Source organism: Vibrio sp. 11-4(1) (assembly GCF_013048625.1).
GTDB classification, from domain to species: domain Bacteria; phylum Pseudomonadota; class Gammaproteobacteria; order Enterobacterales; family Vibrionaceae; genus Vibrio; species Vibrio diabolicus.
This window is the reverse complement of record NZ_VHSY01000002.1, coordinates 268094-289164: the sequence shown is the minus strand read 5'-3', so window position 1 is coordinate 289164 and position 21071 is coordinate 268094. Positions and strand designations below refer to the sequence as shown.

General features: G+C 43.9%; 18 protein-coding genes. 12 read left to right on the top strand and 6 right to left on the bottom strand.

Annotated elements, in window-relative coordinates; all coding sequences use genetic code 11:
- Window positions 1–297: 297 nt before the first annotated feature.
- From hutH to hutC, 5 genes are all read right to left on the bottom strand, one after another.
- Window positions 298–1833, bottom strand: a complete 1536-nt coding sequence (gene hutH, locus FKN16_RS04780) for a histidine ammonia-lyase (RefSeq protein ID WP_012841910.1) — start codon at window positions 1831–1833, stop codon at window positions 298–300.
- An 11-nt stretch (window positions 1834–1844) separates the two neighbouring features.
- Window positions 1845–3542, bottom strand: a complete 1698-nt coding sequence (gene hutU / locus FKN16_RS04775) for a urocanate hydratase (protein WP_104971554.1) — start codon at window positions 3540–3542, stop codon at window positions 1845–1847.
- A 73-nt stretch (window positions 3543–3615) separates the two neighbouring features.
- Window positions 3616–4626 carry a formimidoylglutamase gene (hutG, locus tag FKN16_RS04770; RefSeq protein ID WP_170902117.1) on the bottom strand — a complete coding sequence of 337 codons (1011 nt, stop codon included), beginning with the start codon at window positions 4624–4626 and terminating at the stop codon, window positions 3616–3618.
- A 1-nt stretch (window position 4627) separates the two neighbouring features.
- A complete protein-coding gene (gene hutI, locus FKN16_RS04765) occupies window positions 4628–5878 on the bottom strand; it encodes an imidazolonepropionase (protein WP_114322440.1) in 1251 nt (416 codons plus the stop codon).
- Window positions 5879–6007: 129 nt separating this feature from the next.
- Window positions 6008–6715, bottom strand: coding sequence for a histidine utilization repressor (gene hutC, locus FKN16_RS04760; protein WP_046874833.1), 708 nt, complete (start codon window positions 6713–6715; stop codon window positions 6008–6010).
- Between the two features lie 247 nt (window positions 6716–6962).
- Here hutC and FKN16_RS04755 point away from each other — a divergent pair, with 247 nt between their 5' ends.
- Complete coding sequence (locus tag FKN16_RS04755) at window positions 6963–7706, top strand: sporulation protein (protein ID WP_134646802.1); 744 nt, start codon at window positions 6963–6965, stop codon at window positions 7704–7706.
- 6 nt (window positions 7707–7712) lie between these two features.
- Here the strand turns inward: FKN16_RS04755 and FKN16_RS04750 are convergent, their stop codons facing one another.
- Window positions 7713–8690, bottom strand: a complete 978-nt coding sequence (locus FKN16_RS04750) for a DUF3187 family protein (RefSeq protein WP_167426678.1) — start codon at window positions 8688–8690, stop codon at window positions 7713–7715.
- Window positions 8691–9113: 423 nt separating this feature from the next.
- On the opposite strand from FKN16_RS04750, the gene thrS reads away from it, so the two are divergent.
- The 11 genes from thrS (at window position 9114) to pheS (ending at window position 21053) form a co-directional block, all read left to right on the top strand.
- Window positions 9114–11042: a threonine--tRNA ligase gene (gene thrS / locus FKN16_RS04745; RefSeq protein ID WP_170902116.1), complete on the top strand. Its 1929-nt coding sequence runs from the start codon at window positions 9114–9116 to the stop codon at window positions 11040–11042.
- A gap of 3 nt (window positions 11043–11045) precedes the next feature.
- Entirely contained in the window at window positions 11046–11597 is a 552-nt protein-coding gene (infC, locus tag FKN16_RS04740; protein WP_074191168.1) for a translation initiation factor IF-3, read from the top strand.
- A gap of 121 nt (window positions 11598–11718) precedes the next feature.
- Window positions 11719–11913 (top strand): 50S ribosomal protein L35, encoded by a 195-nt coding sequence (gene rpmI / locus FKN16_RS04735; RefSeq protein WP_005377932.1) that lies wholly within the window; start codon window positions 11719–11721, stop codon window positions 11911–11913.
- A 40-nt stretch (window positions 11914–11953) separates the two neighbouring features.
- Window positions 11954–12307 carry a 50S ribosomal protein L20 gene (gene rplT / locus FKN16_RS04730; protein WP_004727974.1) on the top strand — a complete coding sequence of 118 codons (354 nt, stop codon included), beginning with the start codon at window positions 11954–11956 and terminating at the stop codon, window positions 12305–12307.
- Between the two features lie 189 nt (window positions 12308–12496).
- Window positions 12497–12814 (top strand): heavy metal-binding domain-containing protein, encoded by a 318-nt coding sequence (locus tag FKN16_RS04725; protein WP_005377919.1) that lies wholly within the window; start codon window positions 12497–12499, stop codon window positions 12812–12814.
- 354 nt (window positions 12815–13168) lie between these two features.
- Window positions 13169–13978 (top strand): helix-turn-helix domain-containing protein, encoded by an 810-nt coding sequence (locus tag FKN16_RS04720; protein ID WP_006741660.1) that lies wholly within the window; start codon window positions 13169–13171, stop codon window positions 13976–13978.
- Between the two features lie 489 nt (window positions 13979–14467).
- Window positions 14468–15256 carry a TetR/AcrR family transcriptional regulator gene (locus FKN16_RS04715; RefSeq protein ID WP_005395898.1) on the top strand — a complete coding sequence of 263 codons (789 nt, stop codon included), beginning with the start codon at window positions 14468–14470 and terminating at the stop codon, window positions 15254–15256.
- Window positions 15257–15503: 247 nt separating this feature from the next.
- On the top strand, window positions 15504–17882 hold the full coding sequence (locus FKN16_RS04710; RefSeq protein WP_104971560.1) for an MMPL family transporter: 2379 nt from the start codon (window positions 15504–15506) through the stop codon (window positions 17880–17882).
- Between the two features lie 18 nt (window positions 17883–17900).
- Window positions 17901–18692, top strand: coding sequence for an outer membrane lipoprotein-sorting protein (locus tag FKN16_RS04705; RefSeq protein ID WP_005395903.1), 792 nt, complete (start codon window positions 17901–17903; stop codon window positions 18690–18692).
- A gap of 10 nt (window positions 18693–18702) precedes the next feature.
- The gene (locus tag FKN16_RS04700; protein ID WP_170902115.1) at window positions 18703–19878 is read left to right on the top strand and encodes a hypothetical protein; all 1176 of its coding nucleotides are present in this window, start codon (window positions 18703–18705) and stop codon (window positions 19876–19878) included.
- Between the two features lie 191 nt (window positions 19879–20069).
- Window positions 20070–21053, top strand: coding sequence for a phenylalanine--tRNA ligase subunit alpha (gene pheS, locus FKN16_RS04695; protein ID WP_005385470.1), 984 nt, complete (start codon window positions 20070–20072; stop codon window positions 21051–21053).
- The last annotated feature ends 18 nt before the right edge of the window (window positions 21054–21071 follow it).

Genomic DNA, 21071 nt, shown 5'->3' with positions numbered 1-21071 from the left:
GAATATCTGCGTAGCAATGGTCCATCCAGTGAAAACTTCACCGTATCCTAACAATAAGACACTATTTCGGCGGATAAATCGTTAAAAACGCATACTTTAGCAACGCTTTTATTTGTGAAAGCAATAAACAGCGACTTTATTACGTCGGCTATTTTTAAAAGTATAGCAATAACAATATGCAAGTGTTCATAAAGATCGCTGGGAATACGTTTAATGAGGAGATAAAAAAGCTCCACGCTAAACGTGGAGCCTTCAAGTTATCATCCGGTTTTTAGGTTAAGTGCTAGTAATGCTGGATTACTGAACACTTGGTAACAGGCTCTCTGGCATGAGCGTGTTGTGGATAGCCAGCTTAAGTAGAGTATTGGCCTGTTCAATGTCCGGCGCAAAGTAGCGATCTTTATCGTAGAACGATACTTTTTCACGCAACATTTGTTTGGCAATCTCGATACGCTCAGAAGACTTGTTTGGTGCTCTAAAGTCTAGGCCTTGTGCTGCTGAGAGGTATTCGACCGCCAGAATGCCGCGAGTGTTTTCTCCCATTTCTTTCAATCTGCGAGCCGCGAAGGTTGCCATTGACACGTGATCTTCTTGGTTTGCTGATGTTGGCAAGCTGTCTACTGACGCTGGGTGAGCGAGCGTTTTGTTTTCGCTTGCTAGCGCAGCGGAGGTGACTTGGGCAATCATGAAACCAGAGTTCACACCGCCATTATCAACTAAGAACGGTGGTAATTTTGATAATGCGCTATCGATAAGCAATGCCATACGACGTTCAGACAGGCTGCCGATCTCAGCAATCGCCAGTGCTAGGTTGTCAGCTGCCATTGCAACAGGCTCAGCGTGGAAGTTACCGCCAGAGATGATGTCGTCATCTTCAGCAAATACCAACGGGTTATCTGATACGGAGTTTGCTTCTACTTGCAATACTTCTGCAGCGTTGCGGATTTGCTGCAAACACGCCCCCATTACTTGAGGTTGACAGCGTAAAGAATACGGGTCTTGCACTTTTTCACAGTTAGTATGCGAATCACCAATGTCACTTGATGTATCCAATAGATGACGATAGGCCAGTGCAGCGTCCATTTGGCTGCGATGACCACGTACACGATGAATGCGCGGATCGAATGGACGTCGGCTGCCGAGAGCGGCTTCGACAGACATTGCGCCACATACTGTAGCCGAAGCGAAAAGATCTTCCGCGATAAACAGACCTTCTAATGCGAACGCTGTTGATGCCTGGGTACCATTTAGCAGCGCTAAGCCTTCTTTCGGTGCCAGAGTTATGGGTTCTAGACCTGCGATTTTTAATGCTTCTTGCCCAGAAATGATATTACCGTTGTGACGAGCTTGTCCTTCACCTAGTAATACTGTGCTCATATGGGCCAGAGGAGCTAAGTCACCTGATGCGCCAACAGAGCCCTTTTTAGGTACGCAAGGGTAAACTTGTGCGTTAACTAGGTCGGTCAGCATATTAATGACTTTTAGGCGAATACCAGAAAAACCACGAGACAGACTATTGATTTTTAATACCATCATCAGACGAACCGTTTCATCTGACATAAACTCACCGATACCTGCTGCATGAGAAAGAACGATACTGCGTTGCAGTGTTTCTAAATCTTCTGGTGCTATTCGTGTGTTAGCCAATAGTCCAAAACCAGTGTTAATTCCGTAAACCGTTCTATCTTCCGCGATGACACGATCCACGACTTGCGTGCTTTCTTCAATGGCCGGAATGGCTTCAGGATCCAAAGTAAGGTTGACTGGTGAACGGCTCACTTGGCGTAGTTCGTTTAAGCTAATATGACCTGGCTTTAGCGTTAAATTTAACATCTCTTTCATCCTTACTTGAGCTTCTTCAGTTCTTCGTTGAGCATTGGCAAATCTAGCCCTTGATCTGCTGCACATTGTTTAGCAATATCGTATCCCGCATCAGCATGACGCATCACGCCTGTTGCTGGGTCGTTATGCAGCACGCGGGCAATACGTTTTGAGGCATCTTCACTGCCGTCACAGCAGATAACCATACCTGAGTGTTGCGAGAAGCCCATACCTACGCCGCCACCGTGGTGCAGTGAAACCCAAGTTGCACCGCCCGCCGTATTGAGTAGTGCGTTTAATAGTGGCCAGTCTGATACGGCGTCAGAACCGTCCATCATGCCTTCGGTTTCTCGGTTCGGGCTTGCTACGGAGCCAGAGTCTAAGTGGTCACGACCAATGACAACAGGCGCCTTAAGTTCGCCATTTTTCACCATTTCGTTGAATGCTTGACCAAGACGCTCACGATCTTTAAGACCAACCCAGCAAATACGCGCAGGTAAACCTTGGAACTGGATGCGTTCGCGAGCCATATCTAGCCAGTTATGTAAGTGCGGATTATCTGGAATTAGCTCTTTTACTTTTTGGTCGGTTTTATAGATGTCCTCAGGATCGCCAGAGAGAGCTGCCCAACGGAAAGGACCGATACCTTCGCAGAATAGAGGGCGAATGTAGGCTGGAACAAAGCCAGGGAAATCAAATGCGTTTTCTACGCCTTCTTCCAAGGCCATCTGGCGGATGTTGTTACCGTAGTCGAGTGTTGCGGCGCCGCGATTTTGTAGCTCTAACATGGCTTGAACTTGCACTGCCATGGATTTTTTGGCTGCTTTAACGACCATTGCTTCATCTTGCAAACGCATTTCTGCAGCGTGAGACATGCTCCAGCCTTGTGGTAAGTAGCCATTGAGCGGGTCGTGTGCAGACGTTTGGTCTGTTACTACATCAGGCGTGATATTACGTTCTACCAACTCAGAGAAAACGTCTGCTGCATTACCTAGTAGACCAACTGATACTGGTGTGTCTGATTCTTTGATGATAGCAAGCGCTTCATCTAAAGATGTCGCTTTCTTATCGACATAGCCTGTACGTAGGCGGTAATCGATACGCGATTCATCACACTCTACCGCAATCATGGAGAAGCCCGCCATCGTACCAGCTAGAGGCTGAGCACCACCCATACCACCAAGACCGCCAGTTAGAATCCATCGGCCTTTTGCTTCGCCGTCAAAGTGCTTTTTCGCAACAGATACGAATGTTTCGTATGTGCCTTGGACGATGCCTTGTGAGCCAATGTATATCCAGCTGCCAGCGGTCATTTGGCCGTACATCATCAAGCCTTGTTTATCGAGCTCGTTGAAGTGTTCCCAGTTTGCCCAATGAGGAACGAGGTTTGAGTTTGCGATAAGCACGCGTGGGGCGTTTTTATGGGTAGGGAAAACACCAACAGGCTTGCCTGATTGAACTAAAAGCGTTTGGTCATCTTCGAGTCTTTCAAGTACTTCAACAATCTTGTCGTAACATTCCCAGTTTCGTGCTGCACGGCCAATGCCTCCATATACAACCAGCGAGTGTGGATGTTCTGCAACATCAGGATCAAGGTTGTTCATCAGCATACGAAGAGGGGCTTCGGTTAGCCAAGATTTTGCGCGCAGTTTATCTCCGTGAGGTGCACGAATTGTTCTGCTTGTATCAAGTCGTGGATCTTGTCCCTGGCGCTGTGTCATTTCAGACTCCTTTAGTTTCTCGTGATGACCAAGTACTTGCTTGGTCGTAATAATAAGTGGCATCTAGGATGCGTTATGGTTTGTGTTGCTTTTCCGCCATCGCGTTGGCGATATCCCAACACAAACGGGCAGCTAAGCGTGCAGTTTGACTATCGACGTCATAATTAGGGTTGTATTCGGCGATATCAGCCAGCATGAGCTTATTTTTGTAATGAAGAATTCGATCTAAAAATGGTGCAATTGTGTCGTAACTTACTCCTCGAGCCGCAGGGGCGCTGACCCCAGGTGCGGTTGCCGCAGGAAATACATCCAGATCAATGGTCAAATAGAGGTAATCACAGTCGTCAATAAAATGTTGAAGCTGAGTTAAGTGATAACTGTGGTTTAGGTAACAAAGCTGATTGTCTTCTACATACCAAACATTTAACGCATCTGCTTTTTCAAACAGCGCTTTAGTGTTGCTACTGCGGCTTACGCCAATGCAAGCGTAATGAAAGTCCCAATCATTGCGTTGGCAAAAATGATGAATTTGGTTGAAGGGAGTGCCAGAGCTTGGTTTGATGTCGGCGATGCTGCTCTCGAATGCGCGTAAATCGAAATGCGCATCGAAATTGATAATACCGATTTTAGGCTTCTTTTCTGGATGGTGCGCTTTAAAATACTCCGCTAAGCCGGAAAACGAGGCCCACGCAATCTCATGCCCACCACCTAACACGATGACTGGCGTATGAGGTAGTGCGCTTGAAATGGTTGCCGCACATAGAGATTGGCTCTCTTCCAGTAAGTCGTCTTCGCACACCACGGTGCCTAAGTCATATAGTGGGACGTCTTGGTGCCATGCTAAATTAGCTAGTGCTCGTCGGATTAAATCTGGCGCTTTTTTCGCACCAATGCGTCCTTTGTTTCTGGCTACGCCAGCGTCGGTAGCAAAACCCAGTAATGAGACGCCATGCGCAACTGCCCCTAACTCATCTGCTTTCTGGCGTTGAACCACGTGATGAATTCGCTGACCAAGTTTGCCGTCCTCGGCATCATGACGGCCTTGCCAATGAAATAGGGGAGAGTGTAAGTCGAATTGAGACATATTATTGGCCTCCGTGTGAAATGTATTCACCATTTACTATACGACCTACCAGACGTTTTGCTCCGACTTGATAGCTTAAATCTGCAGGGCTTTCGATATCCCAGATAGAGAAGTCCGCATCAAACCCTACTTTGATTTCGCCACGTGAATTTTGATAACCTAGAGCTTTGGCTGCATGTTGCGTTACACCACGCAGTGCTTCTTGCGGTGTAAGGCGAAATAGTGTGCACGCCATATTCAGCATGAGTGTGAGATCAGAAAACGGTGATGTACCTGGGTTGACGTCCGTAGCAATTGCCATCGGCACGTTATGCTCTCTCAACAACTCAATCGGTGGTAACTGAGTTTCTCTTAGAAAATAAAAAGCGCCAGGCAGTAGAGTGGCGACGGTGTTTGATCGAGCAAGTGCTTTAACACCTTGCTCATCTAAAAACTCGATGTGATCCGCTGACAGACCGTTGTATTGCGCAGTGAGGGCTGTACCACCGAGATTCGAAAGTTGCTCTGTATGCCCTTTAACCTTTAAGCCGTGGCGTTTTGCAGCTACAAACACTTTTTCTGTTTGTTCAAGATTGAAACCAATCGATTCACAAAAAACATCGACACTTGTGGCTAATTCTTCCTTTGCGACAACAGGGATTATGTCCTGACAAATGTGCTCAATATAATCATCTGCACGGCCTTGGAACTCCGGCGGAATGGCGTGAGCGGCAAGAAGTGTAGTGGTGATTTTAACTTTGCGCTCTTGTTCAAGCATTTTGGCTGCACGGAGCATTTTTACTTCGTCATTCAGTGTCAATCCGTAGCCTGATTTCACTTCGACAGAAGTGACGCCGCTCGCGAGTAGCCCGTCTAAACGTGGCAACGCTAACTCAACTAATTGCGCTTCGGTTGCTGAACGCGTCGCATGCACCGTTGAAAGTATCCCACCGCCTTGTTTGGAAATTTCTTGATATGGCACGCCGTTTAAGCGCATTTCAAATTCGTTGGCACGATTGCCCGCATAAATAAGATGAGTGTGGCAGTCGATCAAACCTGGCAGAACTAACTTGCCTTGAAGGTCGATACTCTGAGCGTAATGTTGGGCAGACAGCAGAGACTCGGTTTGCGGTTCGTCTTCACCAATTGCACAGGTGCTGATCGCAACGATTTTTCCAGATTGAATGCCAATACGAGCAGGAGAAGTTGGCAGATAACCGCGCTCTCCCGACTGCATGGTGACCAGACGTGCGTTTTCAATCAGCAAATCCATTTTTGTGTCCCTGTGTTTATTTGTATTATTAAATGTATATACAAATAAATAGAGCAAAATAAGGACACTGACAAGATTGATGTTGCTAAAATGTGATCAAAACGTAGATCTAGAGGACCGATCTTGTCATTAAATGAGCACTTTTGAGCTCAGCTTATATTTGTTACCAGGGTGATAAAGTAGGGCGGTACTGACTAACTTATCTTGGCTCCACGTTCTGCGATTCAAGAGAAGGCAAGGCTCATTGGCTTGCATTTTTAAGTCTTGCTTAATACGGCCGTCAGGCACAATTGCCTCTACAGTATGTTCAATAGCGTTGAGTGGGCAATTATCTGACAGGTATTGATTCGGAGTGATTTGTGTGAAGTCTTGATTTAAATAACTCGGGGCATATTGGCTGTTCACCCAGCGGAGTTCTAATTGAATAGGCGTTTGGTCTTCATAGTGAATGATTTCACTGTAAAACACCGTTGTGCCAAGCATGACGCCGAGTTTTGTCGCAATGCTGTCATCTGCTTTTATGGCAACTTGTTTGAGCACTTTACTGCTATATTGTCGCCCTCGGTCGCTGACTTCTTCGGCAATGTTTCGAATGTCTAACAGAGGAGATTCTGACTTTTCACCAGGATCACACACAAACGTACCTAAGCGTGGGCGACGTTGTAATCGGCCCTCATTAACTAAGTCCCGAATTGCTTTGTTCACTGTCATTCTACTGACACCAAATTGCTCGGTAAGCTCAATCTCTGTGGCGATACGATGACCGACTATCCACTCTCCAGCATCAATTTTATCGAGGATAAATTGTTTGATTTGAATGTAGAGTGGTGCAGACATAATGGTTCCCTTTTATTTGACTATACAAATACTGCTTAATTTAGGTACAAATTGCAAACATTTCTAGACGAACGCCCCACTTAGTGAAAGAACAATCCTATTGTGGGGCTGAATGACTCTTGCTGCTGAGTATTATTTGGATTGATGATGGAATTCGAACATTTTCTTGTGGTCTATTGCTTGCAGAGTATAAAACAATTGTGTAAACAAACGATTATTAGAAGAAAAGTCGCTAAAAAGGAAAAACATGTTTAAAAAATTGAAAGCATCACTGGGGATCGGTTCTGCAAAAGTAGATACGATTTTAGACGAAATGAGCGTGTTTCAAGGAGCGACGCTGAAAGGGCATGTTCATATCAAAGGCGGAGACGTCGAACAACAAATTGATGCTATTACTATTAAGTTGAACACAGAGATGAAAGTCGAAGTGGATGATAGCGTAAGTTACCAAACGTTCACTATTGATCAGCTGAAGGCGGTAGACCCCTTTGTGATTCAACCTAATGAAGAGAAGCAGATTCCGTTTGAGCTAAAACTGCATGATGAAACGCCAATTACTGCGGTTAGCGCACTTAAGAATCAATGCCATGTTTGGGTTGAAACGACGTTAGATATTGATTTTGCGATTGACCCGCGTGACCGTGACTATATTGAAGTGAAACCACTACCAGTAGCATCTCGGGTTATTCAAGCGATCGAGCAAGCTGGCTTCACTATGGTTAAAGCCGATGTTGAAAAAGGCTTTTTGCGCGGTGGCTCGTTTGCCTCTCGCTCTGGAATTTATCAAGAGCTAGAGTTCCGAAATAACGGCTTTATCTCATCAAAAGAAATTGAGCTTTCTTTCATTCTGGAAGGGCAGGTCATGCATTGTTTGGCGGAGATTGACCGTTCGCTCAGCTTGGCTGGGGACCAATATCGCTCGTTTACGTTGCCGATCAATGCAACTGATGCTCAAGTCGCTGCCGCGGTTGCACCAACGCTAAATCTATAGTTCTCATCAACTTGATGAGAATATGTACCGATATCCTATTGTGAAAGCGATATCGGTACTGTTATCCATGTTTCGTGCGTTCTCTACGGCTAAAAACTCAAGCGCGGAGTTTTCCATTAGATATCGATAGCCTAATACCAGTTCATTAGAGGCATCAGCAAACTCTGCGGGTCCTTCTGTCGATCCTTGATACCAATGGTATTCAAACATCAGGTGGTGGTTATCTTCCAACGCATAACGGTACCCAGCTGCAACGGCAATCGTATTATGTCGATAGGGTAGATCCAGCAAGGCGCGATCATCTGAGCGAAAAGTCATGCCAACCATCGAGTAAAATGCATGGGCGTCACTCAAATAACTGTAATTTATTTGGAAACCTTGCTCGAAATTACTGCCTTGAAAAGTCCCGTGAGCAACATCATTAAAATATAAGCTGCCACCAATAGATAGGCCGTGATGTTCATTCTGAAACACTTGATACTGCAAATAAGTAGATAAGTTATTGGCAAGCGTTTGTCCTTCGAAATCATCTTCTAGCACATCATATTGCGGCATTGAAATGTAAAAACGATCTCTGTCTACTTTGTCTCGGCCATTCTGTCCGATACCGAAAAGGTTATGGAAGCTTTTCGTCAGTCCATCTAAATGGTTATCAGCGGCAAAAACCCACCGATAATTGAGTTCCCATTGCCAACGGCTGTTGATTTGCCACTTGCTGCCAATTTCGATTTGGTTGTGGTAATAATCCAGTGCGTATTCATCAGTATGAGCCCAAACACTGGCCACGGTTCCTGAGCCATAGGTTTCGACAAAATCAGAGGGAAGGCTATGCCCTGAGCGCAGTATATTGGTATGGCTAACCACTTGCATCGGAGATTGTGCGTAAGAACGTAGCGGCCCATACAGGTCGTTTGATGCCATGGCTGGTACACAGCATATCGAAGTGCTTAGAAGCCCCATAAAGCGAGATTTGAAATAGATCATGATGAACACCTACATGCAAACTACTCAATAAAACAACTATATACCTAAATTGCACTTTGAGGTGGAACTAGGTGTGCTGGGTCCTGTGTTGGTTAATATGTATCAGGAACTATTATACCAGTTGTGTATTCAAGTTCTATTGGGAGGGGGTAACTCCGTTTACAAGTGATGTGAGCCCTTAAGAAGAATCATCAGATTGTTGCCACGAGTTGTTGCCACGAGGGTTGAGGTTAAGTTCTTATGATAAAACAAAATCGCGCTTTGCAATCTAAATGTGAGCTAGGTACAATCCCACTCTCGATAACGGTCCGGTATTCGTGTTACCGAGAGGCCTTTATTGACTCTCAACTATTTTCAACAAATAGCTTCTAATTTGAATAACATGTGTTGCTTGGTGTGCAACACCACTGTAAAGGACATAGCATGCCTATTATTACTCTTCCTGACGGCAGTCAGCGCCAATTTGACAACCCAGTTTCTACTATGGAAGTTGCGCAATCGATCGGTCCTGGTCTTGCAAAAGCAACGATCGCTGGTCGTGTAAACGGTAACCGCGTTGATGCGTGTGACCTAATTGAAGAAGACGCAAGCCTTGAAATCATCACCGTAAAAGATGAAGTAGACGGTCTAGAAATCGTTCGTCACTCTTGTGCTCACCTTCTTGGTCACGCTCTTAAGCAGCTTTACCCACAAGCTAAAATGGCGATTGGTCCAACCATCGACAACGGCTTCTACTACGATATCGACCTAGATGAGTCTCTAACGCAAGAAGATCTTGAAAAGATTGAAAAGCGTATGAAAGAGCTAGCGAAAACCAAGTACGAAGTTGTTAAGAAAAAAGTAAGCTGGCAGGAAGCGCGTGATACGTTTGAATCACGTGGCGAACCATACAAAGTGGAAATCCTAGACGAAAACGTATCTCGTGATGATCGTCCAGGTCTTTACCACCATGAAGAATACATCGACATGTGTCGTGGTCCTCACGTTCCTAACATGAGCTTCTGCCAACACTTCACTCTATTGAATGTGGCAGGTGCTTACTGGCGTGGTAACAGCGACAATAAAATGCTTCAACGTATCTACGGTACGGCTTTCCACGATAAGAAAGCACTGAAAGCGCATCTAACTCGCCTAGAAGAAGCAGCGAAGCGTGACCACCGTAAGATTGGTAAGCAACTAGACCTATTCCACATGCAGCAAGAAGCACCGGGTATGGTGTTCTGGCATCACAATGGTTGGTCTATTTTCCGTGATCTGGAAGTATTCATCCGCGCTAAGCTAGATGAGTACGGTTACCAAGAAGTAAAAGGTCCGCTAATGATGGACCGTGTTCTTTGGGAACGCTCAGGTCACTGGGATAAATACGCTGATGCAATGTTCACAACTTCTTCTGAGAACCGTGAATACGCAATTAAGCCAATGAACTGTCCAGGTCACGTACAGATCTTCAACCAAGGTCTAAAATCGTACCGCGACCTACCGCTACGTATGGCAGAGTTCGGCTCATGTCACCGTAACGAACCATCTGGTGCACTACACGGTATTATGCGTGTACGTGGCTTTACTCAGGATGACGCTCACATTTTCTGTACTGAGAGCCAAATTCAAGAAGAAGTAACAAACTGCATCAAGATGGTGTACGATACGTACCAAACATTTGGTTTCGATAACATCGTAGTGAAACTGTCTACTCGTCCAGAGAAACGTGTAGGTTCAGATGAAATCTGGGATCAATCTGAAGAAGCATTGAAGCAGTCTCTTGAATCGATGGATATCCCATACGAAATTCAAGAAGGTGAGGGTGCGTTCTACGGTCCTAAGATTGAATTCACACTATACGATTGTCTAGACCGCGCTTGGCAGTGTGGTACTGTCCAGCTAGACTTCAACCTACCAGATCGCCTAGGCGCTACTTATGTAGGTGAAAATAACGAACGTCTTGTACCGGTAATGATTCACCGTGCGATTCTAGGTTCACTAGAGCGCTTCATTGGTATCCTTATCGAAGAATATGCTGGTTTCTTCCCAACTTGGTTGGCGCCAGAACAAGCAGTTCTTATGAACATTACAGATAAACAGTCAGGTTATGTTCAAGAAATAGTACAAAAACTACAAAAAAGTGGAATTAGAGCTAAAGCGGACTTGAGAAATGAGAAGATTGGCTTTAAAATCCGCGAACATACTTTGAAGCGTGTACCGTATATGCTTGTTGTTGGTGACCAAGAAATGGAAGCTGGCGAAATTGCAGTACGTACTCGTAAAGGTAAAGATCTTGGTAAATTTAAAGTGGATGATTTTATTGCATACATCCAAGACGAGATCTCTAGCCGTAAGCTCAATCTGGAGGAATAAGCTATTAAAGGCGGAAGACGTGGCCAACAGCCGGTAAAACAAAACCCGCACCGTATCAACGGTGAAATTCGTGGTATTCGTGAAGTTCGACTAACAGGCGCTGACGGTGAATCAGTTGGTGTTGTATCGATTCAAGAAGCCATTGCAGCTGCTGAAGAAGCTGGTATGGATCTCGTTGAGATCAGTCCTAACGCCGAGCCACCTGTTTGTCGTGTGATGGACTATGGTAAGTTCCTCTTCGAGAAGAGCAAAACTGCTAAAGAGCAAAAGAAGAAGCAAAAGCAGGTCCAGATCAAGGAAGTAAAATTCCGTCCTGGAACTGATATTGGAGACTATCAGGTAAAACTACGCAACCTGACGCGTTTCCTTGAAGAAGGCAACAAAGTGAAGGTAACAATTCGCTTCCGTGGCCGAGAGATGGCACACCAAGACATCGGTGTTGACGTTCTAAATCGTCTTAAGGAAGATACTGCAGAACTTGCTGTAGTTGAATCTTTCCCTAAGAAGATTGAAGGTCGCCAGATGATCATGGTGCTAGCCCCTAAAAAGAAGTAATTAACGGCTCATCAAGTAATTAAAACCTAGCCGCTTTCCTTTCGATAAAGGCATAACGGCTGGGTTTTGTTCGCCCTAATTACGTTGTTTATTAAACCTACTCAATGCGGAGTTATTCATCATGCCTAAGATGAAAACCAACAAAGGTGCTGCTAAGCGTTTTAAGAAAACTGCTGGTGGTATTAAGTACAAGCACGCTACAAAACGTCACATCCTGACTAAGCGTACTACTAAGAACAAGCGTCAACTACGTCCGAATGCAATCCTTCCAAAATGTGAAGTGGCTGCAGTAATCCGTATGTTGCCATACGCTTAATTCTTTTTAGTTATCAATCGTTTAGTTTAGGAGAAGCATAATGCCTCGCGTAAAACGTGGTGTACAAGCTCGTGCACGTCATAAGAAAGTTCTAAAACAAGCTAAAGGTTACTACGGTGCGCGTTCACGTGTTTACCGCGTAGCTTTCCAAGCAGTTACTAAAGCTGGTCAATACGCTTACCGTGACCGTCGCGCTAAGAAACGTCAATTCCGTCAACTATGGATTGCACGTATCAATGCGGCATCTCGTCAAAATGGTCTATCTTACAGCCGTTTCATCAATGGTCTTAAGAAAGCATCTATCGAGATCGACCGTAAGATCCTTGCGGACATCGCAGTATTCGACAAAGCTGCATTTGCAGTTCTAGTTGAAAAAGCGAAAGCTGCTCTTTAATTAGCAGTTTAGGATTAAGAGAAGGAGAGCATTAGCTCTCCTTTTTTATTGCTAAAATATATACCCAAATGACTTTTAGCTTGGCTATTTAGAGTATTGTTTATCAGTCTTCTCAACTTATTGGTTAGCATCTTATGTTAGTTATAAGGTAGCTTGGGTATAAATTTTTACGTTTATAAGGGATTAAAAATGATCTACACAACGACCGAAAGCATTCCAGGCAAGCAGATCTCTGAAATCAGAGGGGTTGTAACTGGTAATGTTGTTCAATCAAAGCATATTGGCCGTGACCTCATGGCGGGTATCAAAAGCATTGTTGGCGGCGAAATTCGCGGTTACACGGAAATGATGACCGACGCGCGTGATATAGCTATACAGCGCATGGTAGCTGACGCTGAATCTAAAGGTGCAGATGCGATTGTAGGGATTCGATTTACCACGAGCTCAATCGTAGATGGTTCTTCGGAAATTTTGGCATTTGGTACTGCGGTGAAACTTGCGGACTAATATACGAGGAAAAGCGTTGCTAGGTATGGTGAATTTTTATTCATTTGTCGTTTTTTCTTTTTAGGTTAATTATTCTAGATTTTCGCAGAGCGAATAGGCTTATATTCTTAACTTTACGTTACTATTAAAATTAATCCTAATAATTTAGAGTAATTGCTTCACTTTTGTTTTGTGTATCATTTTATATTCATAATGAAATTGAATTCATATTGAATTTTCCATTTATCGTGTGAATTTTGATTTCGATATATTAATTCATGTTTTTCTTATAAAAATATGAACTTATACCTTGCCAAGCGGTTCTAAATTGTTACAAATACTATACAGCTGTAACATTGCCAAAAGGAATTGTAGATGAGAGATCTGACTCCCGAATACTTGCTAGCCGCATTACGCCAAGCGATTAAAACAAAAGGGCTAACATATCGAGAGCTATCTGAGAAAATGGGCATGCCGCTGTCCACTTTTAAGAGACACTTAACAAGCACAAATCTCGCTTTGGATAAACTGCTTGAATATTGTAGAGCTGTTGATTGCACGTTAGATGAACTACAAAAGCTTGCGAATCAATTACAAGGCGAAGACGAGGATTACTTTAGCCGTACGCAAGATGAAGTTTTTTTTCAATTTCCCCATCTTTACGATTTTTATCGTGAATTGAGAATGCTGCGAGGCAAAGATGGATATTCCATTTTAAAGAAAAAGTATGATTTGTCTGAGCAGAGCATGTCTGATTACCTAAAAGCTTTGGAGTTATTGGATCTTGTTTACGTTGATGAAGATAAAAATATAACGTTGCACGGGCCGTTATATTACAGCTATGCAGAAAACTCCAAGCTCAATGATAAATATACGGAAATCATAAAAGAACAGACAACAACCCACGATAAATGCGTTCGTGTGGCTTTGGCACGCATGAAAATTACCGAAGAGCAGCTTTTGCAATTGGAAGATCAAGTCGCAAAAACGGTTATCGATTTTCATTCCAAAAATGTTGTGGCAGAGAACTTCAACGTCTCTGATTTTACTAATATTGTTCTACTTGCAGGGCCACATCAACCAGTCACATTCTCTGATGGAATTATCGAGACAGAAGGGCGATTTATTGACGATATTCGTTATGCCATCGCATCTGCAGGTGATAAACCAAGCCTCTCGATTTAGAAATTCAGTCTTTTACTTAAAGAGAATCGCTTTTCTCATTATGTTATTGAGTTTTGCAGCTCTAATATTGAAAGGAAGCAGTAAAAGAAAAGCCCAAGACAGAGCACACTTTGTAAATAGAGCATCTATCAGTTACTGTTTTGAATCCAAACTTTAAGTGTTTTGGGCTTTTTTGAATAACATCATTTCAATATCACTCGTTGTCCAATTTTTAAGGTTCTGATTTTTGGGGTTATGTCCCCGCACTCCACTCTAGCCTTTCCTTACAATCAAATCATTCTCGCTGAACCAAGCATCTTGATGTTACTTGGTTATATATAATTAAAGCTTATTTTTCGGTTAGCTATAAATTCATACTTGCAATGTTTGTTTTTTGATCTATTATGACGAAGTGTCATTTGTGACGGTTCGTCAAATTTAGTGGCGTTCCTGTATTCAAGAATCGTGTTACAATTATTGGGAGTGTGTTGGTATACGGATCAAAGGATTATGTTTAACTTTCGCTGTAAAAAAGATAGCAAGCAAGACGGATGTCGTACGTCTTCAGGGCTAACTAAAAAACAACAGGCGATTGCTGATCGTGAAATAGAGCTTATTCAATTGGCTAAGTCTCTGGTTCAAGAGCAAGGCTTTGCCAACTTAACGATGGACAAGCTCACAGCGGCAAGCCCTTACTCGAAGGGAACGATCTACAATCATTTTTGCAGCAAAGAAGATGTGATTCTTGCGCTTTGTATTCACTCGCTGAGAAGCGAGGCAATATTTTTCGAACGTACCGCTAAGTTCAATGGCAATACCAGAGAAAAAATCATTGCTATGCATGTAGGTTATCGTATTTACGCTCGTATGGAGCCTGTACTATCAACCTGTGCGATTGTTGCAAAGACGCCTTGGGTCCTAGAGAAAGCTTCGCCTAAGCGTGTGAATGAATTGAACAACTTAGAAGAACAAGTAATAGATGGTGCTGATGCGTTGGTGAATAATGCGGTGGAATGTGGAGACCTTAAGTTCTCTCCCGCAATTGGTTCTGATGCCATCGTATTTGCTAACTGGTCTATTGCCTTCGGTTCAAACGCTCTAGCGCAAAATGCATCGAACAGTCGATGTATTCAGCGAATTCAAGATCCATTCTCAGTACTGCATAACGCGAATATGTTACTTGATGGTTTAGGGTGGTCACCTTTATCGACAGAGTGGGATTACCGTAAAACGTGGCGTCGAGTGGAACAGGAATTGTTCAGCGAAGAGCTTGCTTATTTAGAGTCTGTGAATCGCTAATCGTTATAGAGGCCATCTAATATTTTAGTTGGCTTTTTTATTACACCATTGTGACGAATCGTCAAAAAATTAGAAATTGGTACTCAAGTTACCGATCTCGAGAAGTATAGGAAGTTACTCAAAAACTAACTTATATAACCAAATAAATTCGATCTGATTTTTATATGTTGAAGTTATCTGGTTATCACAGCATTCGCTGTTTTTTTTAGTTTTTAAATTTGACGAAACGTCACAAAAGGAGAGTGTGATGCCACATCACAACGTTCAACAACAAGCCCGAATGAGCTGGGTCAAGCTACCAACGAATTACAGTGTGTTGGTTGTGCTTGCTACCGTTTTATTGATTGTTATAGCAACTATTGGAGGAAAAAATCTTTACTTTAGAGGGGATTACGACATCTTTTTTGATGGAACAAATGAGCAGTTACTTGCGTTTGATGAAATTCAGACTACCTTTGCAAAATCTGACAGTCTTGCTTTGGTCATAGCGCCAAAAAGTGGCACTGTTTTTACTCCTAACACCTTATCTCTTATTCAGCAGATCACTGACGAGGCGTGGCAAGTCCCATACTCCACCCGTGTTGATTCCCTTGCCAACTACCAGCATACCGAAGCGTTTGAAGATGATCTTCTTGTCGAAGATTTACTGTATAGCGAATATGAATTGACGCCTCAGCGAATCGAGAAAGTCAAAAGTATTGCGTTGAGTGAGCCGGTTTTGAAAAGTTCACTGATTTCCGAAAAAGGGGATGTCACGGTCGTGAATATTACGGTCCAACTCCCTGAGGTCGATAAAACCGCTGAAGTACAAGAAGTGGTTGCCTACATAAACGGAATGATTGAGCGTTATCAGCAAGTGTACCCGGATACTGAGTTCCACAAGGCCGGTATTATTGCAATGAACTACGCGTTTATGACCGCAGCTCAAGATGACAGCGCAACATTAGTGCCGACCATGCTACTAGTGATATTGGTTTTCCTGACTCTCATGTTGCGCTCGTTGCTTAGCGTTATCGCGACACTCATCGTTATTATCGGCTCAGTTATGGTGACAATGGGCTTATCAGGATGGGCTGGTATGTTCTTAAGCACGGCGACAGTTAATGTGCCTACCTTGGTGATGACGCTTGCCGTCGCCGACTGTGTACACATCATAGCGACGATGCGTCAGTCAATGCAAAACGGCTTTAGTAAAGCCCATTCTATTGAACGAAGTATTGCGCTCAATTTCATGCCCATCCTGATTACCTCCATTACCACCGCGATCGGCTTTTTAATGATGAATATGTCGGATTCTCCAATCCTGAGAGATTTCGGCAACCTATCAGCCCTTGGCGTCATGATTGCTTGCTTCCTTTCCATCACATTACTTCCGGCGTTACTTCATATCCTTCCTGTTAGGGTGAAGTCAGACACTGCTGATGAAAGAAAGCACTTTATGGATCACTTAGGGGATTTCGTGGTGTCAAAGCGACATGCGTTATTGCCGTTGTCGGTGCTTGTTATTGTCGCGAGTGCGAGTTTGATTCCGCTGAACAAAGTCAACGATGAATCCGTCGAGTACTTTGGTCATAGCAATGAATTTCGTCGAGCGGCTGATTTTATGGAAGAGCGAATCAGTGGCATGGCGAATATCAGTATCGCGATAAAAACTAACGAATCGCAGGGTATTGCGGATCCTAATTTTCTCAATACCGTGGGTAAATTTACTGACTGGCTAAGGTTGCAGCCAGAAACGGACCATGTTGCGACCTTGAGCGATGTTTATAAGCGTCTAAACAAGAACATGCATGGAGATGATCAGGCTTATTACTCGCTCCCTCAAGACAGAGAATTAGCGGCTCAATATCTGCTGCTTTATGAAATGTCACTACCGTATGGCTTAGATTTGAACAACCAAATCAATGTTGATAAGTCGTCAATCAAGATGGTTCTCACTGTGGAGAACTTGGGCAGCGTCGAGCTTGTTGATTTGGAAAATCGTATTTACCAATGGTTTAACGAAAACGCGCCTCAGTATGATGTTGTTGCTTCTAGTCCATCACTGATGTTTGCGCATATTGGCGAAACGAATATGGCTAGCATGCTGTCAACCTTGCCTATCACTCTGGTCTTAATTTCGGCATTACTGATCTTTGCCTTACGCTCGTTCAAGCTCGGTTTAATCAGCCTGGTCCCGAATATCGCCCCTGCGCTTATTGGTTTTGGTATTTGGGCGCTGGTTTCTGGTGAAATTAATTTGGGGTTGTCTGTTGTTGTGACGTTGACGCTTGGCGTTGTGGTTGATGATGCCGTTCATTTTCTCTCTAAATACCAACACGCTCGTAAAGATGGCCATAGCGCTGAACAAGCGGTTCGTTACGCTTTTCGCACCGTGGGGCGCGCGCTTTGGATTACGACTGTCGTGCTTGTTGCTGGTTTCTCCGTTCTGGCGATGTCGAGCTTCCGCTTAAATGCCGATATGGGGCAGTTGAGTGCCATTGTTATCTTCATTGCTCTTGTTGTGGATTTCATCTTTCTACCGACTCTACTGATGTTGTTTGACAAAGGCGTCTACGACGAGGTGGACCGCCGAAACAAGCTTAAATCAACTGACTCTCAAACCACGGCTGTTATTCAGTCATAACGAATCAAAGGATTGAACATGAATTTACTAAAAAATGCCTTAAAAGTATCTGCACTTTCTGTCTCGCTTTTTATGAGTCATGCGGTGTTAGCGGATGAAGCGAAAGGATTAGAAATTGCTCAAGAGCGCAAAGCCCGTGATGAAGGGTGGGGGGATTCTGTTGCTACCATGAAAATGATTCTGCGGAACGCACAAGGAGAAAGCAGCACACGTTTAATGCGCCTCCAATCACTCGAAGTTGAGGACGATGGTGACAAAGGACTCACAATATTTGATGAACCAAGAGATGTGAAAGGCACCGCGTTTCTCAACCACTCTCATACGGTGGGGGCCGATGACCAGTGGCTTTACCTTCCAGCACTGAAGCGTGTGAAACGTATTTCCTCGCGTAACAAATCAGGCCCTTTTATGGGCAGTGAATTTGCGTATGAGGATCTCAGTTCTTTTGAGATCGAAAAGTATCGTTTCAATTACTTAAAAGATGACACCATAAATGGGCAAGATGTTTTCGTCATAGAGCAAATCCCGACCGACAAAAATTCAGGTTATACCAAGCAAACGGTGTGGTTAGATAAAGCGCATTACCGCCCACTGAAAGTTGAGTTTTACGATCGCAAAGGGTCGTTGTTAAAAACGCTTTCTTTCTCAGATTACAAGCAGTACCTCAACCAATATTGGCGAGCGCACACCATGGCGATGACAAATCATCAAACAGGAAAAAGCACTGAGCTAACAACAAGTGAAATGCGCTTTAACACTGGGCTCGAAGACAATGATTTTCATAAGAATGTGTTAAAGCGAGTGAGGTAGTGGAGGAGAAATGAACCGATCAAATGTTGGGTTGTTGCTTAGCGCAGCAACCTCTTTTTACTCGATGCCTCTTGCTGCCGTTGAGCTTGCTGGACAAGTCAATATTGAGCATCGTCAGTTTTTTGAAACGGGCTCTCAGGGTCAGAGAAAAGCGCAAACGTCATTGGTTTTGCAGCCAGAATTTTACTGGGAGATGCAAAATAGTGATGCGAGCTTAACCCTCACACCTTTCTATCGTTTGGATAGTCTAGACGATGAGCGAAGTCATGGAGACATAAGAGAGGCGCTTTATCTGACTTATTGGGATGATTATGAGCTTCGAGTTGGGATTAGTAAGGTCTTTTGGGGAGTGACGGAATCCGCCCATTTGGTTGATGTAGTAAACCAGACAGACGCCATTGAAGCCGTCGATGGTGAAGATAAGCTCGGTCAGCCGATGTTGCATTTTACCTCATTCAAAGATTGGGGCACCGTCCATGCAATGTTATTACCTTACTTTAGGGAACGAACGTTTGCGGGTACTGACGGGCGCTTGCGAACCGAACCTGTTGTCTCAGATGATGCTATCTATGAATCAAGCAGAGAAGAAAAGCAGGTAGATGTGGCTTTTCGATATTCGAAAATGCTTGGCGATTGGGACGTAGGCCTGAGCTATTTATATGGAACAAACCGGGATCCTTACTTTCGTTTTGAGTACGGAGAATTAAAGCCTTACTACGCTCTGATGAGTCATGTCGGTCTTGATGTACAAGGAATCGTTGGCGATTGGTTATGGAAACTGGAAAGTGTTTATCGAGATAGTGCTGATAATCATGTCGGTCTTGTGACGGGTTTTGAGTATACCTTCGTCGGTGCATTTGACACGGTTTGGGATGTGGGGGTTATTGGTGAGTACCTCTATGACAGTCGTGGGAATAACGCACAAACTATCGGTCAAAATGATGTGTTTGCAGGCATTCGTTGGGCGCTCAACGACGAGGACGGAACGGAAGTATTGACGGGAATCACAAAGGATTTAGATAACGCCGATGTTTACAATGCCAAGTTAGAAGCCTCGAGCCGAATATCGAATAACTTTAAGTGGCAAATTGATGCTTGGTTGTTCAAAAATGAAACGCCAAACGATTTGCTCTATTTCGCCCGAGATGACGATTTTATCGAGCTATCTATTCAATACTATTTCTAAAACAAAAGGGCACAACTTAACGTCAGATTAATGAAAGATGACATTTTTGACGTTTTTGTGCTCTTTTTATTCAATAACCTCTTCTTTTCGTAATTCAATTTGGCATTGGTGCCCGGTTTGGCTACTATGTACAGCTATCAAAAAACCAATCACTCCCTTATGGACACTACCAACAGGTAGATGAGGAAACGATGCAACATCTAGAAGAGATCATTGCTAGCGCGAGCACTGCAATTGAAGCTGCCGAATCGCTAGTCGCACTTGATGAAGTGCGTGTTCAGTATCTGGGTAAAAAAGGTGAGCTAACTGCTCAACTTCAAAGCCTAGGTAAACTACCACCAGAAGAACGCCGTGAAGCTGGTCAAGAAATCAACAAAGCGAAAGGCGTCGTTCAGCAAGCTATCGCAGCTCGTAAAGACGCACTACAACGTGCAGAGCTTGAAGCGAAACTAGCAGCAGAAACAATCGACGTAACACTACCAGGTCGTCGTATTGAAAACGGTGGTTTACACCCAGTAACTCGTACTGTAGAGCGTATTGAGAAGTTCTTTGGCGAACTTGGTTTTAACACCGAAGCTGGCCCAGAGATCGAAGATGCATTCCACAACTTTGATGCGCTAAATATTGCCGCTGATCACCCAGCGCGTACTGACCACGATACTTTCTTCTTCAATCCAGATTTGATGCTTCGTACTCATACGTCAGGCGTACAGATCCGTACGATGGAAAATGGTAAACCACCATTCCGTTTCATCGCACCGGGCCGTGTATACCGTAACGACTACGACCAAACTCATACCCCAATGTTCCACCAAGTGGAAGGTATGCTGGTTGATGAGAACGTAAACTTTGCACAGTTGAAAGGTATCCTGCACGATTTCCTATGTAACTTCTTCGAAGAAGAAGTAGAAGTACGTTTCCGTCCATCTTACTTCCCATTCACTGAACCTTCAGCTGAAGTAGACGTGAAAGGCAAAAACGGTAAATGGTTAGAAGTACTAGGCTGCGGTATGGTTCACCCGAACGTACTACGTAGCGTAGGCATCGATCCTGAAAAATACTCTGGTTTCGCATTCGGTATGGGTGTTGAGCGTCTAACGATGCTTCGTTATGGCGTGAACGATCTACGTGCGTTCTTCGAAAACGATCTTCGTTTCCTAAAACAGTTCAAGTAATCCAGAGGGTTCATCAAC

Bases quoted from the DNA above. Each gene is read 5' to 3' on its own strand.
- FKN16_RS04700 (WP_170902115.1), top strand. From the start codon at position 18,703: ATGAACCGATCAAATGTTGGGTTGTTGCTTAGCGCAGCAACCTCTTTT.
- rpmI (WP_005377932.1), top strand. From the start codon at position 11,719: ATGCCTAAGATGAAAACCAACAAAGGTGCTGCTAAGCGTTTTAAGAAA.
- hutC (WP_046874833.1), bottom strand. From the start codon at position 6,715: ATGTCTGCACCACTCTACATTCAAATCAAACAATTTATCCTCGATAAA.
- FKN16_RS04750 (WP_167426678.1), bottom strand. From the start codon at position 8,690: ATGATCTATTTCAAATCTCGCTTTATGGGGCTTCTAAGCACTTCGATA.
- FKN16_RS04705 (WP_005395903.1), top strand. From the start codon at position 17,901: ATGAATTTACTAAAAAATGCCTTAAAAGTATCTGCACTTTCTGTCTCG.
- hutG (WP_170902117.1), bottom strand. From the start codon at position 4,626: ATGTCTCAATTCGACTTACACTCTCCCCTATTTCATTGGCAAGGCCGT.
- hutI (WP_114322440.1), bottom strand. From the start codon at position 5,878: ATGGATTTGCTGATTGAAAACGCACGTCTGGTCACCATGCAGTCGGGA.
- hutH (WP_012841910.1), bottom strand. From the start codon at position 1,833: ATGTTAAATTTAACGCTAAAGCCAGGTCATATTAGCTTAAACGAACTA.
- pheS (WP_005385470.1), top strand. From the start codon at position 20,070: ATGCAACATCTAGAAGAGATCATTGCTAGCGCGAGCACTGCAATTGAA.
- FKN16_RS04710 (WP_104971560.1), top strand. From the start codon at position 15,504: ATGCCACATCACAACGTTCAACAACAAGCCCGAATGAGCTGGGTCAAG.
- FKN16_RS04720 (WP_006741660.1), top strand. From the start codon at position 13,169: ATGAGAGATCTGACTCCCGAATACTTGCTAGCCGCATTACGCCAAGCG.
- thrS (WP_170902116.1), top strand. From the start codon at position 9,114: ATGCCTATTATTACTCTTCCTGACGGCAGTCAGCGCCAATTTGACAAC.
- FKN16_RS04755 (WP_134646802.1), top strand. From the start codon at position 6,963: ATGTTTAAAAAATTGAAAGCATCACTGGGGATCGGTTCTGCAAAAGTA.
- FKN16_RS04725 (WP_005377919.1), top strand. From the start codon at position 12,497: ATGATCTACACAACGACCGAAAGCATTCCAGGCAAGCAGATCTCTGAA.
- FKN16_RS04715 (WP_005395898.1), top strand. From the start codon at position 14,468: ATGTTTAACTTTCGCTGTAAAAAAGATAGCAAGCAAGACGGATGTCGT.
- rplT (WP_004727974.1), top strand. From the start codon at position 11,954: ATGCCTCGCGTAAAACGTGGTGTACAAGCTCGTGCACGTCATAAGAAA.
- hutU (WP_104971554.1), bottom strand. From the start codon at position 3,542: ATGACACAGCGCCAGGGACAAGATCCACGACTTGATACAAGCAGAACA.